At 67.4% G+C, this 16,898-nt stretch carries 17 protein-coding genes and 1 tRNA gene; 14 read left to right on the plus strand and 4 right to left on the minus strand.

What is annotated here, in order from left to right; genetic code table 11:
• Positions 1-275: 275 nt before the first annotated feature.
• Complete coding sequence (locus tag HL653_RS14665; RefSeq protein WP_171745176.1) at positions 276-551, minus strand: hypothetical protein; 276 nt, start codon at positions 549-551, stop codon at positions 276-278.
• 416 nt (positions 552-967) lie between these two features.
• The gene (mutL, locus tag HL653_RS14670; protein WP_171745177.1) at positions 968-2,797 is read right to left on the minus strand and encodes a DNA mismatch repair endonuclease MutL; all 1,830 of its coding nucleotides are present in this window, start codon (positions 2,795-2,797) and stop codon (positions 968-970) included.
• A 112-nt stretch (positions 2,798-2,909) separates the two neighbouring features.
• Between mutL and HL653_RS14675 the strand changes: the two genes are divergently transcribed.
• The 14 genes from HL653_RS14675 to HL653_RS14740 all read left to right on the plus strand — a co-directional run bounded on the left by HL653_RS14675 (position 2,910) and on the right by HL653_RS14740 (position 15,113).
• Positions 2,910-3,944 (plus strand): rod shape-determining protein, encoded by a 1,035-nt coding sequence (locus tag HL653_RS14675; RefSeq protein ID WP_171745178.1) that lies wholly within the window; start codon positions 2,910-2,912, stop codon positions 3,942-3,944.
• Between the two features lie 221 nt (positions 3,945-4,165).
• The gene (mreC, locus tag HL653_RS14680; protein WP_171745179.1) at positions 4,166-5,044 is read left to right on the plus strand and encodes a rod shape-determining protein MreC; all 879 of its coding nucleotides are present in this window, start codon (positions 4,166-4,168) and stop codon (positions 5,042-5,044) included.
• Positions 5,044-5,580, plus strand: a complete 537-nt coding sequence (locus HL653_RS14685) for a rod shape-determining protein MreD (protein WP_171745180.1) — start codon at positions 5,044-5,046, stop codon at positions 5,578-5,580. The genes mreC and HL653_RS14685 overlap by 1 nt, the downstream gene beginning before the upstream one ends.
• Entirely contained in the window at positions 5,580-7,577 is a 1,998-nt protein-coding gene (mrdA, locus tag HL653_RS14690) for a penicillin-binding protein 2 (protein ID WP_171745181.1), read from the plus strand. The genes HL653_RS14685 and mrdA overlap by 1 nt, the downstream gene beginning before the upstream one ends.
• A gap of 5 nt (positions 7,578-7,582) precedes the next feature.
• The gene (gene rodA / locus HL653_RS14695; RefSeq protein WP_171745182.1) at positions 7,583-8,680 is read left to right on the plus strand and encodes a rod shape-determining protein RodA; all 1,098 of its coding nucleotides are present in this window, start codon (positions 7,583-7,585) and stop codon (positions 8,678-8,680) included.
• Positions 8,681-8,873: 193 nt separating this feature from the next.
• Positions 8,874-8,949: transfer RNA gene (locus HL653_RS14700), tRNA-Lys, on the plus strand.
• Positions 8,950-9,102: 153 nt separating this feature from the next.
• Entirely contained in the window at positions 9,103-9,381 is a 279-nt protein-coding gene (locus tag HL653_RS14705) for a type II toxin-antitoxin system ParD family antitoxin (protein ID WP_171745183.1), read from the plus strand.
• Positions 9,382-9,383: 2 nt separating this feature from the next.
• Positions 9,384-9,689 carry a type II toxin-antitoxin system RelE/ParE family toxin gene (locus HL653_RS14710; protein WP_171745184.1) on the plus strand — a complete coding sequence of 102 codons (306 nt, stop codon included), beginning with the start codon at positions 9,384-9,386 and terminating at the stop codon, positions 9,687-9,689.
• Between the two features lie 128 nt (positions 9,690-9,817).
• On the plus strand, positions 9,818-10,099 hold the full coding sequence (locus tag HL653_RS14715) for a lipid asymmetry maintenance protein MlaB (protein ID WP_171745185.1): 282 nt from the start codon (positions 9,818-9,820) through the stop codon (positions 10,097-10,099).
• Positions 10,100-10,101: 2 nt separating this feature from the next.
• Positions 10,102-12,309, plus strand: a complete 2,208-nt coding sequence (locus HL653_RS14720; RefSeq protein WP_171746997.1) for a chemotaxis protein CheA — start codon at positions 10,102-10,104, stop codon at positions 12,307-12,309.
• Positions 12,306-13,160, plus strand: a complete 855-nt coding sequence (locus HL653_RS14725) for a protein-glutamate O-methyltransferase CheR (RefSeq protein ID WP_171745186.1) — start codon at positions 12,306-12,308, stop codon at positions 13,158-13,160. Before HL653_RS14720 ends, HL653_RS14725 begins: the two co-directional genes overlap by 4 nt.
• Positions 13,157-14,167 carry a chemotaxis response regulator protein-glutamate methylesterase gene (locus tag HL653_RS14730; RefSeq protein WP_171745187.1) on the plus strand — a complete coding sequence of 337 codons (1,011 nt, stop codon included), beginning with the start codon at positions 13,157-13,159 and terminating at the stop codon, positions 14,165-14,167. Before HL653_RS14725 ends, HL653_RS14730 begins: the two co-directional genes overlap by 4 nt.
• 62 nt (positions 14,168-14,229) lie before the next feature.
• A complete protein-coding gene (locus HL653_RS14735; RefSeq protein WP_253716896.1) occupies positions 14,230-14,715 on the plus strand; it encodes a chemotaxis protein CheD in 486 nt (161 codons plus the stop codon).
• Between the two features lie 35 nt (positions 14,716-14,750).
• Positions 14,751-15,113 carry a response regulator gene (locus HL653_RS14740; protein ID WP_171746998.1) on the plus strand — a complete coding sequence of 121 codons (363 nt, stop codon included), beginning with the start codon at positions 14,751-14,753 and terminating at the stop codon, positions 15,111-15,113.
• A 477-nt stretch (positions 15,114-15,590) separates the two neighbouring features.
• Here HL653_RS14740 and HL653_RS14745 read toward each other — a convergent pair whose 3' ends face one another.
• The gene (locus tag HL653_RS14745; protein ID WP_171745189.1) at positions 15,591-15,878 is read right to left on the minus strand and encodes a hypothetical protein; all 288 of its coding nucleotides are present in this window, start codon (positions 15,876-15,878) and stop codon (positions 15,591-15,593) included.
• Positions 15,875-16,888, minus strand: a complete 1,014-nt coding sequence (locus tag HL653_RS14750; protein ID WP_171745190.1) for a chemotaxis protein CheB — start codon at positions 16,886-16,888, stop codon at positions 15,875-15,877. The genes HL653_RS14745 and HL653_RS14750 overlap by 4 nt, the downstream gene beginning before the upstream one ends.
• Between the last annotated feature and the right edge of the window lie 10 nt (positions 16,889-16,898).

Raw genomic sequence — 16,898 nt, forward strand, 5'->3', positions numbered from 1 at the left:
CCCATGCCGGGGGCATGCGCGACCCGACACTGTGGGGCCGAAGGCGACGGAGGGGGCGGTCAGCGACCGCTCTGCTTCCTCCCCCTCCGTCAGGCTGAAGCCTGACACCTCCCCCTGGGGGGAGGATGTTGGCGATGCCCTACTTCCGGCCGAACAACTTCTCGATGTCGGCGTGGCCGAGCTTCACCAAGGTCGGGGCATGAAACACAATGGCGGCGTCTGGAATGGGTGGGGAGCGGTCCGACCGCTTTTCGCAGTCACGAGGGATTGCGTCGTTAGGGGCGGATGGCCTTGTTGCCAATGAACCCGAGTTCAAGCTTCGGATGCGCAAGGAACCATTCCATCACACAGTTGAGGCGATGATCGCTGAAACTCGCCATCGGCAGTGCGACGACGGTAGCGCCGAAGAAAGCCTTTGTTACTGCCGCTTCATTGTATCCGCACTTACGGGCAGCTTCCGCAAGCTTCCCCAACGAACTCGCTGGGCCGCCAAACATCATTGGGTCCGAAACTGCTCCAGCCGTCGCGGCGAGAAACGCAAGCCAGATCACTCACCATCCTCCAACACAGCAGCTCATCGCTAGCGATGAACGAGCGGCTGCTTTCGAGCAAACAGAAAGGAAGATCTAACGTCCGCTACTGGGGCGTTAGCTACCGTTACGCGGCCACCGGCTTACCGCAACCAGCATGAGAAACGTTGAGGCGATGAAGGCTGCGCCAGACGCATAGACCAGCCAGACCAACACGAGGGCGTCAGACTTCTTGAATGCGATAGAAACACCGAAGCCGACGAGGCTCGCAAGTAGCATCAAACGTATCCACCAATCCAGTCCGCGCCGCATATCTTGCTCCCGATCTCAGGTGTTATGCTCCGTGATCGACACACCCGCTACTGGGCGAAAGCGGTCGCTTGCCAAACCACGGTCGTTCGACCTTCTTGTATCTGACCGATGTTCAGGTAAGTTATTCATTTTCTTCCAAAAAGCTTCTCGATATCGAGATTTGATAGTTTCACCCAGGTCGGGCGGCCGTGGTTGCACTGGCCGCTATGGGGCGTGACCTCCATTTCGCGGAGCAGGGCGTTCATCTCCGCCACCGAGAGCTGGCGGCCGGCGCGGACGGAGCCGTGGCAGGCCATCGTCGCGGCGACGTGATCGAGGCGCTCCTTCAGCGACAGCGCCTCGTCATAGGCGGTGAGTTCGTCGGCCAGATCGGTGACGAGGCCCTGCGCGTCGCTCTTGCCGAGCAAAGCGGGGACGGCGCGGACGAGGACGGCGCGGGGGCCGAAGCGCTCCAGTTCGAGGCCCATTTCGGCCAGTTCGGGGATGCGCGCCTCCAGCCGGTCGCAGGCGGGCTCGTCCAGTTCGACCACTTCGGGCAGCAGCAGCGCCTGGCTGGCGACGCCGCCTTCGGCGACCGCGCGGCGCATCCGTTCGAGGACGAGGCGCTCGTGCGCGGCATGCTGGTCGACGAGGATCAGGCCGTCCTCGGCCTCCGCCACGATATAGGTGAGCGCGACCTGTCCGCGTGCCACGCCCAGCGGGTGGAGGATGGGCGAGGGCGGAGGCTCGATCGCGGATTCGGCGCGGGCGGCGGGGGCGAAATCGCGCGCGGCGTCGTTGACGGTCGACCAGAGCGGGTCGCTCGCGGGAACGGCATAAGATGTGGGGGGCGCTGTCGGGCTGAACAGCGAGCGGGCGGGTGTCGCCGCGCTGGAGGCCCACCCTCCGGCCCCCTCCCGCATGCGGGAGGGGGAGGTGTCCCCCGGCTGCCACAGGCCGAGCGCGCCGGCGGAAGGCTGCTGCGCGCTGCGATGGCCGGCCGAATCGAGCGCGGCGCGCAAGCCACCCACGATCAGGCCGCGCACCAGCGAAGGTTCGCGGAAGCGCACCTCCGTCTTGGCGGGGTGGACGTTCACGTCGACCTCGCTGGCGGGCACATCGAGGAACAGCGCCAGCACGGGATGGCGATCGCGCGCGAGCATCTCCTGATAGGCGCCGCGCACCGCGCCGATCAGCAGGCGATCCTTCACCGGGCGGCCGTTCACGAACAGATATTGGTGATCGGCCACGCCCCGATTGAAGGTAGGCAGACCGGCGACGCCGCCGAGGCGGATGCCCTCGCGTTCATGATCGACCGCGACCGAATTGCGGACCAGTTCGCGATCCGTGAGCGCGGCGACGCGCTCGGGCGCGCTCTCGCCCGGCTGGACGGCGAGCGTGCGGCGGCCGTCATGCTCCAGCGAGAAGCCGATCTCCGGCCGCGCCATGGCGAGGCGGCGGACCGCATCGAGGCAGGCGGCATATTCGGCGCGGGGGGAGCGCAGGAATTTCGCGCGCGCGGGCACGCGGCCGAACAGGGCCTCCACCTTCACGCGCGTGCCGGGCGGAAGGGCAGCGGGGCCTTCCTCGACCACGGCGCCATTGTCGACGGTGCGGCGCCAGCCCTCGGCGCCGCGCACGCGGCTCTCGATCGTGAGGCGGGCGACGCTGGCGATCGAGGGCAAGGCCTCGCCCCGGAAGCCGAGCGTGCCGACCGCCTCGATCGCGTCGTCGGGCAGCTTCGAGGTGGCGTGGCGCTCCAGCGCCAGCGCCATGTCGGCCGGGGCCATGCCGATGCCGTCGTCGGTGACTTCGAGTCCGTCGATGCCGCCCGCCCACAAGCGCACGGCGATGCGGGTCGCGCCCGCGTCGATCGCATTCTCGACCAGTTCTTTCAGCGCGCTGGCGGGGCGTTCCACCACCTCGCCTGCGGCGATCCTGTTGACCAGATGCTCGGGGAGTCGTCTTATTGACACAAGCGGCGGTCTAGCCCAACGGGCGGCCTTCCGCGACCCGTCGAGACATCTTATTGTGCGTTTGCCGCCGCGCGCGGGGGCGGCTTTCACCTATAACGGATATCATCCCTTGATGCGTTGGCTCAAATTCATGTCGCAGGACATGGCGATCGATCTCGGCACCGCCAACACGCTCGTTTACGTGCGGGGACGCGGCATCGTTCTGGACGAACCCTCCGTGGTCGCCATCGAAATGATCAACGGCGTCAAGAAGGTGCGCGCCGTCGGCGACGATGCAAAGATGATGATGGGCAAGACGCCTGAGCATATGGAGGTCATCCGGCCCCTGCGCGACGGCGTGATTGCCGACATCGACATCGCCGAGGACATGATCAAATATTTCATCCGCAAGGTGCACGGCGGCAAGAAGCGCCCCTTCACCTGGCCGGAGATCATCATCTGCGTGCCCTCGGGCTCCACGAAGGTCGAGCGTCGCGCGATCCGCGACGCGGCGAGCAATGCGGGCGCGAGCCAGGTGTTCCTGATCGAGGAGCCGATGGCGGCCGCGATCGGCGCCGACATGCCCGTGACCGAGCCGATCGGATCGATGGTGGTGGATATCGGCGGCGGCACGACCGAGGTGGCGGTGCTGTCGCTGCGCGGCCTGGCCTATACGACCAGCGTGCGCGTGGGCGGTGACAAGATGGACGAGGCGATCGTCTCGTTCGTGCGCCGCAACCACAATCTGCTGATCGGCGATGCGACCGCCGAGCGGATCAAGCAGGATCATGGCGTGGCGCGCATGCCGGCGGACGGCGTGGGCGATCGTATCCAGATCAAGGGCCGCGATCTCGTCAACGGCGTGCCGAAGGAGATCGAGATCACGCAGGCGCAGATCGCCGAGGCGCTGAGCGAGCCGATTTCCGCGATCGTGGAAGGCGTGCGGATCGCGCTGGAGAATACCGCGCCGGAGCTGGCGGCGGACATCGTCGACCAGGGCATCGTGCTGACCGGCGGCGGCGCGCTGCTGTCCGGCCTGGACGACGTGCTGCGCGAGGCGACCGGGCTGCCGGTGTCGGTGGCGGACAATCCGCTGACCTGCGTGGCGCTGGGCACCGGCCGGGCGCTGGAGGATCCGATCTTCCGCGGCGTGCTGCACACCGCCTGATCCGGGCCGTCACGCCGGGGACTTCCGGCAGATTTCTTTACCCGTTCGTGCTGAGCGAAGTCGAAGCACGTGCTACAGGCGGAACGATGCTTAGCCCGTCCTTCGACTTCGCTCAGGACGAACGGAGTTGGACAGTCCTGCCCATCTTGTCGGCAGCCATGCGGCGCGCCGCCCTTGGGCGTGCGCGCCGTTCGTCGGTTGTCGGGGCAGGGATCTAGCGCATGCCCGCTCCCCGCCATCGCACGCGCGGCTTTTCGCGGCGCATCCAGTACAGCCTGTTCGTGGGCTATGTCGTGGCGATCGTCGGGATCGTCGCGGGGCTGGGGCTCGTGCTGGTCGCGCGCTTCGATCCGGTGGCGTTCCAGGGCATTCGCGGCTTCGCGCTCGATCTGACGTCGCCCGCGGCCGTCGCGTTCGGCAATGTCGGGCGCGGAGCGGACGAGATTGGCGGCGGGATCGGCGCCTATATCGATGCGGCGCGGCAGAACCGCCTGCTGCGCGCGCAGCTGGACGCGACCGCCAACCGCCTGATCCAGGCCCGCGCGACCGAATATGAGAATGCGCGCCTGCACCGTCTGCTGAAGATCGTCGAGCGCGGCACGCAGCCGATCGTGGTGGCGCGCGTGATCGGATCGGATGCGAGCGGCCATCGCCGCTATGTGACGCTGGCGGCGGGCACCACCGATGGCGTGAAGGCCGGGCAGCCGGTGCGTGGGCCAGGTGGACTGGTCGGCCGCGTGGCGGAAGCGGGCGCGCGCGTGTCGCGCATCCTGCTGGTGAGCGACGGCGGCAGCTCCGTGCCCGTGCGCGTGATGCGGACGGGGCAGCCCGCTCTGGTCGCCGGGCGCGGCGACGGGACGATCGACATCCGCTCCACCCAGACGGGTGCGCCGCCGCTGCATCGGGGCGACCTGCTCGTCACCTCCGGCACGGGCGGCGTCTATCCGGGGGGCATTCCGGTCGGCGTGGTGCTGTCGGTGAGCGGCGAGCTTTCGAGCGGCCGGCCGTTCGCCAATCCGGCGAAGCTGGATGTGGCGATGGTGCTGCCCGAGGTGGAGCTTGCGCCGCCGCCGCCCGCGCCCGTGGGCACGGCCAACTGATGGCGCGCTCGCCGCTCGCCGCTGCGACCGAGCGGCCGCCCGTGCGGCTGTGGCTGGTGCCGGCCGCCTCTGTGGTGGCGGGATCCCTGCTCTCCATCGGCTGCTACGTCGCCTCGGTGCCGCTGATGCCGCCGCTGGGGCTGATCATGCTGATCGCATGGCGGCTGCTGCGGCCGGAGGCGTGGGGCGCGTGGGTGGCGCTGCCGCTCGGCCTGATCGACGATCTGATCGGGGGGGCGCCGCTGGGCTCGGCCATGGCGATCTGGACGATCGTGATGCTGGGCTTCGACCTCGTCGATCATCGCCTGCTGTGGCGCGATTTCGCGAGCGACTGGGGGCTGGCGATGGTCGCGCTGGTGTTCGCCACCAGCGCCGCCTGGAGCGTGGCGCTCTTCACGGGCGGCGCGGGGCCTTACTGGACGGTGGTGGGGCAGATGCTGCTTTCGGCACTGGCCTTCCCGGCGGTGGCGCGGCTGTGCAGCGCGCTGGACCGCTGGCGTCTGGGCAATCGCGGCGACAGCGGCCGGGTCGCCTGATGGCGACACGCCGCCCCGGACGGTTCATCACCGACCAGAGCCTCGTCTACACCTTCACGCGGCGCGCGCTGGTGCTGGGCGGGCTGCAGGTGGGGCTGGGCGGGCTACTGGCCGGACGGATGGGCTGGCTCGCGATCAGCCAGAAGGACAAATATGACCGGCTGGCCGAGAGCAACCGCGTTCAGAGCCAGCTGATCCCGCCGCGGCGCGGCTGGATCGTCGACCGCTTCGGCAAGCCGATCGCGATCAACCGGACCAGTTTCCGCGTCGACCTGATCCCCGATCGCCTGCAGGATCCCGACCGGATCATCGACGAACTGCGCGCGCTGCTGGACCTGGCGCCCGAGGACATCCGGCGGATCAAGGACGCGCTGGACAAGGCGCCGGGTTATCAGCCCGTGCCCGTCGTCGAAAATCTGGATTACGAGCGCTATGCCGCGATCAGCCTGAAGCAGCCCGATCTGCCGGGCGTGGCGCCCTCCAGCGGCTATGCGCGCGCCTATCCGCTGGGGGCGGGAGTGGCGCATCTGGTGGGCTATGTCGGCCCGGCCTCGATCGAGGATTACAAGAAGAACCGCGATCCCCTGCTGATCACCCCCGGCTTCAAGGTGGGCAAGGAGGGGCTGGAGCGGACGATGGAGCCGTGGCTGCGCGGCAAGCCCGGCGCCAAGCGCACCGAAGTGACGGCGCACGGCAAGCTCGTGGCGGACCTGACGACGCGGCCCGAGCAGATGGGCCATACGCTGCGCCTGACGATCGATGCGGGGCTGCAGGAATATACGGCGCGCAGGCTCGGCCCCAATAGCGGCGCCTGCACCGTGATCGAGGTGGCGACGGGCAACATCCTCGCCATGGCCTCGATGCCCGCTTACGATCCCAACAGCTTCTCCGACGGGATCGGGCAGAGCGAGTGGGCGATGATGTCCGCCGACGATCATCTGCCGCTGATGAACAAGACGCTGCAGGGGCTCTACCCGCCGGGCTCCACGGTGAAGCCGATGGTGGCGCTGGCGCTGTTGCGGGCGGGCGTGCCGGCGACGGATACCGTCGTCTGCTCGGGCGCCTATCGCGTCGGCAACGGGCTGTTCCACTGCTGGCGCCACAGCGGCCACGGCGCGATCGACATGCACCGGGCGATCGCGCAGAGCTGCGACATCTATTTCTATGCGATGGCGCGGCGCATCGGCATCGATCAGATCGCGCGGATGGCCCGGATGCTGGGCATGGGCGAGAAATATGATCTGCCCTTCGCCTCGCAGCGTTACGGCACGGTGCCCGACACCGCCTGGAAGCTCGGCAAATATCACAAGCCCTGGACGGTGGCGGACACCGTGAACAGCGCGATCGGGCAGGGCTATATGCTCGTCAATCCGCTGCAACTGGCGGTGATGGCGAGCCGGATCGCGGGCGGGCAGGTGCTGCAGCCGCGCCTGATCGGCAACAAGCGCTATGGCCCGCAGGGGCCGCCGATCGGCTTCGATCGCGAGCATCTGGATTTCGTCCACCGGGCGATGCGCGATGTGATTTCCGGCGTCGGCACGGCCGGGAGCGCGCGCCTTCAGGTGGCCGGCGTGGAACTGGCCGGCAAGACCGGCAGCGCGCAGGTGCGCCGCATCTCGATGGCTGAGCGGCGCGCGGGCAACACCGCGAGCGAACGGCTGGCATGGAAATATCGCGATCATGGCCATTTTCTGGGCTTCGCGCCGTATGACGCGCCGCGCTACGCGATCGGGGTGACGCTGGAGCATGGAAATCATGGCGCGGCGGCGGCGCAGGTGGCGCGCGACGTGATGACCTATCTGTTCGCGCCAGAGCGCGCGATGGCGACGCTGGCGGCCAACGAGGCGCAGTGGGGCGGCGGCATCACCGAGCGGATGGCGGCCGAGGCGGCCCGCTGGCAGACCGCGCATGTCGCCGGCCCGACGGTGGAGCAGGACGACGCCGAGGCCGATACCGCGCAAGGGCCGCGTACGCCGCCGGGCGAGCGCGGCGATTGACCCGGATGTCGCTCGTCCCCGCGCCGATCGCGAAGCTGCCGTGGGGCGTGCTGGCGCTCGTCTGCGGCATTTGCGGATTCGGGCTCGTCGTCCTCTATTCGGCGGCGGGCGGGAGCTTGCGGCCCTGGGCGCTGAGCCAGGGCGTGCGCTTCTGCGCGTTCCTCGTCGGCGCACTGATCCTGTCGCGGATCCGCGTGGAGACGCTCAAGGGGCTCGCGGTGCCCGGCTATGTGCTGCTGGTGGGGATGCTGGTGGGCGTGGAGGCGCTGGGCGCGGTCGCGGGCGGCAGCCGGCGCTGGCTGGATCTCGGCATCATCCGGCTGCAGCCGTCCGAGCTGATGAAGCCCGTGATCGTGCTGGTGCTCGCCTGGTTCTACGACATGCTGCCGGCCGCCGAGATACGGCGCTGGTCGGCCATCTGGCCCGCCGCCTTGCTGATCGGCGTGCCCTTCCTGCTGGTGATGGCGCAGCCGGATCTTGGCACCTCGCTGATGATCGTGTTCGGCGGGATCGTGGTGATGTTCCTCGCGGGCATCCCGGTGCGGCTGTTCGTGGGCGGGATCGCGGCTCTGGTGGCCTTGATCCCCGTCGCGCTGGGCATGCTGCACGATTACCAGCGCAGCCGCATCGAGATCTTCCTCAATCCCGAGAGCGATCCGCTCGGCACCGGCTATCACATCATCCAGTCCAAGATCGCGATCGGATCGGGCGGGATCCTCGGCAAGGGCTTTCTGGCCGGCACGCAGAGCCACCTCGATTATCTGCCCGAGGGGCATACCGATTTCGTGTTCGCCACCATGGCCGAGGAATGGGGGCTGATGGGCGGTGTGGGGCTCATCGTCGCCTATCTGATGGTGATCCTGTGGGGGATGCGCGTGGCGGGCCGGGCGACGACGCGCTTCGGCCGGCTGGCGGCGGGCGGCCTCTCGACGACGATCTTCTTCTATGTGGCGATCAACATGTCGATGGTGATGGGGCTGGCACCGGTGGTGGGCATTCCGCTGCCGCTGGTTTCGTTCGGTGGCTCCGCGATGATGACGGTGCTGATCTGCCTGGGCCTGCTGATCGCGATCGATCGCGAAGGGCGCGACGCCGCGCGCTGAGCGGACGCGCGGCGCGTTGCCGTGATGCCTGTGGCGGCATGCGGGAAGGGGAGCGTGCTCCGGGCCATTCGCCTCCGATTTTCGCCGATGCGAAATTTTTTGGAATTGGGTGTTTACAGCCCGGGGAGGGGCAGCTATTGGCCGCGCCTCGCCCAAGCGGACCACCCGCAAACGGCGGTTCGCCCCGGCGAATGGACGCATAGCTCAGTTGGTAGAGCAGCTGACTCTTAATCAGCGGGTCCTTGGTTCGAGCCCAAGTGCGTCCACCATTTTCAATGATTTAGCGGGAATGTCGCCCCCCTCCGATGCGAGGCACGAGAGGGGCCGGCCTTTCCAGGCGGTGATCGGCATCCCGCTCTCTCCCTCTCCATTGAGTTCGGCTTTGAGTAGGATTAAATCCTATCGGGCACGGGAGGCCGGCTTTGCGATCGACTCAGCAGTTCAGCGTTACCTTGCCCAATGAGATGGCAGCTTTGGTTCGTGCCAAGGTTGCCTCCGGGGAATATGCGAGCGAGAGCGAAGTCATTCGGGAGGGATTGCGAGCGCTCGGAGCTCGCGAACGTGCGATGGACGACTGGCTCAAGCAGCATGCCCTTCCCGCCTATGACGCTTACCGGGCCGATCCTTCGTGTGGGCTTTCGGTGGATGACGTTCGCGCGTCGATCGGCAAGCGAGATGGTGAAGCCGCGACCGAAATTTGATCGTGAGCCATCGGGTCGTTTTCACGCGCGAGGCGCGCGATGAACTCAATTCGCTTCATGCCTATATCGCGGCGCTGGCCGATCCTGAGACAGCTTCGCGGTTCGTGGATGGAATTATCGATCACGCGGCAACGCTGAGCGCGTTTCCGAAGCGGGGCACGCCGCGAGATGATCTGCGCGTTGGCTTGCGGACAATCCCCTGGCGGCGACGCGTGACGATCGCCTTCATGGTCGAGGAAACCGACGTGGTCGTCATTGGAATCTTCTATGGCGGCCGCGACTTCGAGACTTTGCTGAAATCCGAGTAAGTCCGCGAGACCGGCGTTGGTTCGCGCCGCTTTGCGTATATTTACGGGGCCGCCTCCTCACGCAGGCTTAAATTGCTCTGGCCCATCGCACGGTGCCGATCGTGTGATCGGGCACGGTGAAGGCGAGCATGATGTCCCCTACCCAGCAACTCCCCCCGATCCTGGATACCGCCGCGGCAGGGCCGCTCGCGATCTTCCTGCGCGCGCGTCTGGAGGAGGAGGGGGCGCTGATCCTTGATGCCTCCACCGTTTCGCAGCTCGGACAGGCATGTCTGCAGGTTCTGCTGAGCGCCCGGCGCGATGCCCTGGCACGGGGCAGGTCGTTCACGATCGTCGACCCCAGCGAGCCTTTCCGGGCGCTGGCGACGATGGTCGGTGCCGGGCAGCTCTGCGCGGAGGTCGTGGCATGAGCATGGATCTCGACGCCATCCAGGAGATGTTCTTCCAGGAGAGCGAGGAGGGGCTGCAATCGCTGGAAACCTGCTTCGCGCAATGCGGCGAGGGCGCGGCGGACGGCGAGACGATCAACACGATCTTCCGCGCCGTGCATTCGATCAAGGGCGGCGCCGGCGCGTTCGGCCATGAGGCGCTCCAGACCTTCGCCCACCATTACGAACATGTGCTCGACCAGCTCCGCAGCGGGGGGATCGGGATGACGCCGGCCCTGCTGGACGTGCTGCTGGCGGCGTTCGACATCCTGTCCGATCACGTCGCGGCGGCGCGCGGCGAGCGCGGCGCCCCGGACGATGTCGCCGTCCTGGCACAGCTCGCCGCCGCCACGCACGCGCCGGAAGCGCCGCATGCCGGAGAGAGCATCCCGGACGCGGTCGGTGATGCCGCGCCGGTTCCGTCGAGCGACGATTTCGATGCGCTGCTGTCCCTGTTGGAGCCGGCCGAGGCGCCGGTGCAGCCGGATCCGTTCGACGATCTGATGAATTTGCTGGCGCCACCGACTTCCGTCGCCGATCCAGCCGAATGGTGGGTCAGCGCCACCCCCGGAGCCCATGCCTTCGCCAATGGCGCGGAGCCGCTGCTGCTGCTGCGCGAGCTGTGCAGGATGGGCGCGACGAAGGTGACGCTCGATGCGGCCGGATTGCCGGGCATCGATCGGCTCGACCCCGAGCAATCCTATCTCGGCTGGCAGCTGGCGCTTCCGGGCAGCGTGCCCAAGGACGACATCGAGGCCGTGTTCGAATTCGTCGCGGGGTGGGATGTCCGCATCGACACCGAACCGCATGCGTCGCCGCGGGATCTGCCATCGACCGAGCCGGATCCCCTGCCGGAGCCTGCGGCGATCCCGGTGCAGATCGTGGATGGTCCGTCGCCGGCCATGAAGGCTGCGGCCGCCGTCGAGCGCGTCGAGCCGGCCGAACCCGTCGAGAAGGCCGAACCCGTCGAGAAGGCCGATGCGCCGGCGGCGGCGCAGGCCGCGCCGGCTGCGGGGGCTCAGGCGGCGGCGACGATCCGCGTCGAACTCGAGAAGCTCGATCGGCTGGTAAACCTCGTAGGCGAGCTGGTGATCACGCAGGCGATGCTGGCGCAGCGCCTGAGCGAACATGGCCTGGCCGGATTGCCCGAACTCAACAGTCTCGAAAATCTGACACGCGAGCTTCAGGACAGCGCGATGTCGATCCGCGCGCAGCCGATGAAGGCGGTGTTCAATCGCGTCCCCCGGATCATCCGCGAGCTGGAGGCGGATACCGGCAAGCGGGTGCGCCTCCAACTCGACGGCGAGATGACGGAGGTCGACAAGACCGTCGTCGAGCGGATCGGGGAGCCGCTGACGCACCTGATCCGCAACGCCGTCGATCACGGCATCGAGCGACCGGACGAGCGTGTCGCCACGGGCAAATCGTCCGACGGTTTCCTGCGGGTGGGGGCCGAGCAGCGATCGGGCAAGATCGTGATCACGGTGGCCGACGATGGCCGCGGGATCGATCGCAAGCGCGTCAGGGAAAAGGCGATCGAGCGGGGCATCGTCCCGCCGGACGTCGCGCTCACGGATGAGGATATCGACAATCTCATCTTCGCCCCCGGCTTTTCGACGGCCGAGACCGTATCCAATATTTCGGGGCGGGGCGTCGGCATGGACGTGGTCCGCCGCAACGTTCAGGCGCTGGGCGGGCGGATCGGCGTGTCCTCCAAGCTCGGCCAGGGGACGTGCTTCACGCTCAGCCTGCCGCTGACGCTCGCGGTGCTGGACGGCATGATCGTCCGCGTGGGCGACCAGACCTTCGTCATCCCGCTCGGCAACATCGTCGAGAGTTTGCGCGCGACCGCCAGCCAGCTCAATTATCTGTCGGACGACGCGGCCCTGCTCGACGTCCGGGGATCGCATCTGCCGGTGCTGCCGATCGGCGCTTTGTTGGGAATAGAGGCGCGGTCCGATCCGGAAAACACGGTGATGATCGTGCTCGAAACGGATGCCGGCCCGGCGGTGGTGATGGTCGACGCGATCGAGGACCAGCGCCAGGTCGTCGTCAAAAGCCTGGAGGCCAATTATCAGGCGATACCGGGCGTCAGCGGCGCGACCATTCTGGGCGATGGCCGTGTCGCGCTGATCCTGGACGTCGAAGGCGTGCTGGCGCGCTGCCGCCGCCGCCCGGCACTGGCGGCATGACCGCGCCGATGCTGGTGGCCTATGAGCGGGCGGAACTCCGGCCCGATACGTTCGCCACCATATCCGAAATGGCCTATCGCGAGGCGGGCATCCTGCTGCCGCCTACGAAACGCGAACTGGTCCGCTCCCGCCTGGCGCGGCGGTTGCGCGACAGGCGGCTCAGCCGGTTCGAAGATTATGTGCGCCTGATCGCGACGGATCAGGACGAGCGCGCGATCGCGATCGACGCGCTGACGACCAATCATACGGGCTTCTTCCGCGAGGCGCATCATTTCGATCATTTTGCGGATGGCGTTCGCGACGGCCTGCTCCGTCGCGCCGACGCCGGACAGCGCGTGCGCCTGTGGTCGTCCGCCTGTTCGAGCGGGGAGGAGCCGTATTCCCTCGCGATGACGCTGCTCGGGCCCGATCGCCGCGCGGCGGCCGCGTTTCTCGACGGCGATGTGAGGATCCTCGCGACCGATCTTTCCACGACCGTCATCGCGCGGGCGAAGGCCGCGACCTATCCGGTCAACGGGGTGGCCGCGGTGCCCCGCCCGCTGGCGAGCGTGTGGCTCAAGGACGTCGGCGACGAGGCGCGCGTGGACAAGGCCTGCGCGGCGCTGGTCCATTTTCGCATGCTGAACCTGCTCGGGGACTGGCCGATGACCGGGCAGTTCGACGCGATTTTCTGCCGCAACGTGATGATCTATTTCGACGATCCCACCAAGGCGAAGCTCCAGCGGCGCCTCGTCGAGCGGCTCATTCCGGGCGGGCATCTGTATATCGGGCATTCGGAGCGACTGATCGGCCCGGCGGCCGAGCAATGCCGCCCGATCGGAAACACCATCTACCGGAAGAATCCGGTGTGAGCGTCCGGACCCTCATCGTCGACGATTCACCCGTGATGCGGGCGGTACTCAGCATGATGCTGTCGCGCGATTCCGAGATCGAGGTGGTCGGCACCGCCGATGGCCCGGAAACGGCGCGCGCCATGATCAAGCAGCTGAACCCGGACGTGCTGACGCTCGATATCGAGATGCCGGGTATGGACGGGCTGGATTTCCTCCAGAAGATCATGCGCTTGCGGCCGATGCCCGTCGTGATGGTCTCCTCGCTCACCGAGCGCGGGAGCGAGGCGAGCATCCGCGCCCTGGAGATCGGCGCCTTCGACGCGCATCCGAAGCCGCTGTTCAGGGAAGCGCGCGACGATGGGGGCGTCCTGGCCCGGATCGTGAAGGCGGCGGCCCGATCGCGGGCGAGACGCCTCGAGCCCGCGCACCGCGCACCCGAAAATTATCGCCCGAAGGCGGACAGCCTGATCGCGATCGGTGCCTCGACAGGCGGTGTCGAGGCGCTCCTGAACCTGTTTCAGACCTTTCCCGAACAGTGTCCGCCGACTCTGGTGGTCCAGCACATGCCGGCGGCCTTCACGCGCAGCTTCGCGGCCCGGCTCGATCGTTTCTGCCCACCGCGGATCGTGCTGGCGGAAGAGGGGATGCCGCTCGTGCCCGGGCAGATCGCGATCGCGCCCGGCGGCGACACGCATCTCATCCTCGGCCCCGGACGACAGCGCCGATGCCGGCTGATCGAGGGCGCGCTGGAGAGCGGCCATCGTCCTTCGGTCGATATCCTGCTCGCTTCGGTGGCGAGAGCCGATCTCGCGGTCGCGGCAGGCGCCATCCTCACCGGCATGGGCGCCGATGGAGCCCAGGGGCTCAAGGCGATGCGCGAGGCCGGCGCGAGGACGTTCGGCCAGGATGAATCCAGCTCGGTCGTCTACGGAATGCCGGCCGCCGCCTATCGCGCCGGCGCAGTGGAGACGCAGCTTCCGCTCGGCCGGATCGCCGGTGCCCTGCTCGGGGCCTGCGCCGCGTGATGGCCGCCTCCATCGCTCTTCCGGGCCCGCATCGCCGGATCACCATCGGCCAGGGGGATGCTATGGCCTCCACGGCGCTGGACGTGAGTTTCACGACGGTGCTCGGCAGCTGCATCGCGGTCTGCCTGCACGATCGCGGCGCGGCCGTGGGGGGCATGAACCATTTCCTGCTGGCCGATTATGCGCCGCTGGCGGGCGAGGATCCGCAATTGCTCAGCCGCTACGGCGTGCATGCGATGGAATTGCTCATCAACGCGATGATGCACCGGGGCGGGCGCCGGGATCACCTGAAGGCCCGGATCTATGGGGGGGCCTCCATGCGCGACGGCCTGGGCAATATCGGCGAGAGAAACACCGAATTCGCGCGCACCTTTCTGCGCCGGGAAGGCATTCCTGTCCTAGGCGAGGAGGTGGGCGGCAATGCCGCGCGCCGGATCGAATTCCTGCCGGCGCTGGGGCGCGCGCGTTGCAAGTCGATCGTCGCCGCGCCGCCGATCCCGGTGCGGATTTCGCCGCCCCCGATCACGGGCGAAGTCGAACTCTTTTAATGTTTCAAAGATAAAGAGCCTTGCGAGGTAGCATGATGACCAAACGAATTCTCACGGTGGATGATTCTCCCAGCATGCGGATGCTGCTCAAGGCGGCGCTGACCGAGCAGGGGTTTCAGGTTTTCCAGGCGGAAGACGGCGTCGACGCGCTCGAGAAGCTGGACGCCGCGCAGCCGGACCTGATCATCACCGATATCAACATGCCCCGCATGGACGGGTTTCAGTTGATCGAGACGTTGCGCGGCGAGGCGGCTTCGCGGCTGCCGATCCTGGTCCTCACCACCGAGGCCTCCGACGCGAAGAAAGCGCGCGCGCGCGAGGCGGGCGCCACCGGCTGGATCGTCAAGCCGTTCGATCGCGACAAGCTCGGCGCGGCCATCCGGCGCGTTCTCCACTAGAGCGGATCGACATATAGCGATTGGAAACGGCAGCTTTCGGGAAAGCGTCACCCTGAACTCGTTTCAGGGTCCACGACCCGACAGTCGAGCCAGGCCGACCCGTCAGGTCATGGATGCTGAAACGAGTTCAGCATACAGTCTGGAATAATTTCCAGCTCCGTCTTTCAAAGTATCCGAATGTCGATCCGTCCGAGGGCGGATCACATTCTGCGTCTTCTGCTCTTCTCGCCGTCACCCCGGCCCCTTCGACACGCTCAGGACAGGCTTAGGCCGGGGTCCCGCTGCCTCTGTGAAGGGGGCCGGTGAGCAAAGAAGTGGGATCCCGGCTCAAGGCCGGGATGACGGAATGGATGGAGTTGCGCCCGTCTTTTCAGAGGGCCTGAATATCGATCCGGGTTGAGCGATGCGCTGCCACGCCGGGTTGGTCGGCTCGGTAAGCCGGATCGGGAAAGGGACGCGGGCGGGGCCCGCGCCTTATCACGCCGCTTCGGAGGAGAATTCCACCGCGTCGGACAGGCGCGCCGCGAGCGCTTCGACGGGGATGCGCGCGACCTTCTGTTCCACGCTGTCGGAGCCGCGCAGAACGTCCGCCAGCGCGCGCTGGATCTGCGTCATGAGGTCGATCGACTGGAGCGCGTCGAGATGGCGATCGACGACGCCCATGTCGGTCGCCAGCGTGCAGGCGAGCTTGCACAGGCAATCGGCCAGATCCATCATCTCGACGGCGATGGCCTCGTTCAGGGGCTGGGGCAGGGCGGCGGTCATTTGCCGCACAGCTTGATGATGCCCGCCACCAGATCCGATCGTCCGACCGGCTGCGCGGCGGAGCCCTTCTGGAGCGTGAAGCCGTCCGCAGCCGTGCCCTCGTCGAGCAGGCCCGTCGGCGCGATCGCATAGCCACCGGCGGCGACCATCGCCTTGAGGCCGGCCGGGCCGTCATCGCCGGCGGGCGAAAGGAGCAGGCCGACCGCATCCGCCTTGGACGCGCACAAGGACGCGAACAGCAGCGAGATGGAGGGGCGATGGCCGGCGACGGGATCGCGCTGCAGCGCCCGGATCGTGCCGCCCGGCCATTTGTCGACGACGATGTGATGCTCGTCCGAACGGGCCAGATAGATGCAGCCCGGCTCGACCGCGAGGCCATCCTCCGCGATCAGGACCTTGGGTTGCACATGTTCCCGGAGCTTGACCGCCAGCGTGTCGAGCAACTCCGGCCGCATATGCTGGACGACGATGGTGGGCGGGCAATTGGCGGGAAAGCTGCCCAGCAGGTCGAACAAAGTCTGCGTGCCGGCCTCGTCGCTGCCGATCGCCAATATCCGCCCGTTCCAGTCGAAGTTCGTCGCGACCGCGGGGGTGACGGCGACACGCTGCAGCGGCACGGTCTTGGCCGTCTTCAGGCGCTTGGCGATCTGGCTCAACAGCTTGCCGAATTCGTCCTGCGTCGCGACCTTGGGCTTCGGGAAGCAGTCGATCGCGCCGAGCCGGAGCGCCTCGATCGAGGCTTCGGCGCCGGCCTCGGTGCGCGCGGAGAACATGATCACCGGCATGGGCTGGCGCTGCATCAGTTCCTCGAGATATTCGATCCCGCTCATTCCCGGCATCTCGACGTCCAGCGTCATGACGTCGGGCCGCAGGCGATCGACCTCGGCGCGCGCTTCCGCCGCGCTGTCGGCCGTGCCGACCACCTGGATGCCGCTGATTTTCTCGAGGGCGCCGCTGATGAGCGCGCGCATGGTGATGGAATCGTCCACCACGAGGACTTTGGTTGCCATTTGCGCTTAC

This window comes from Sphingomonas sp. AP4-R1, from assembly GCF_013113735.1.
Classification (GTDB): Bacteria; Pseudomonadota; Alphaproteobacteria; order Sphingomonadales; family Sphingomonadaceae; genus Sphingomonas_I.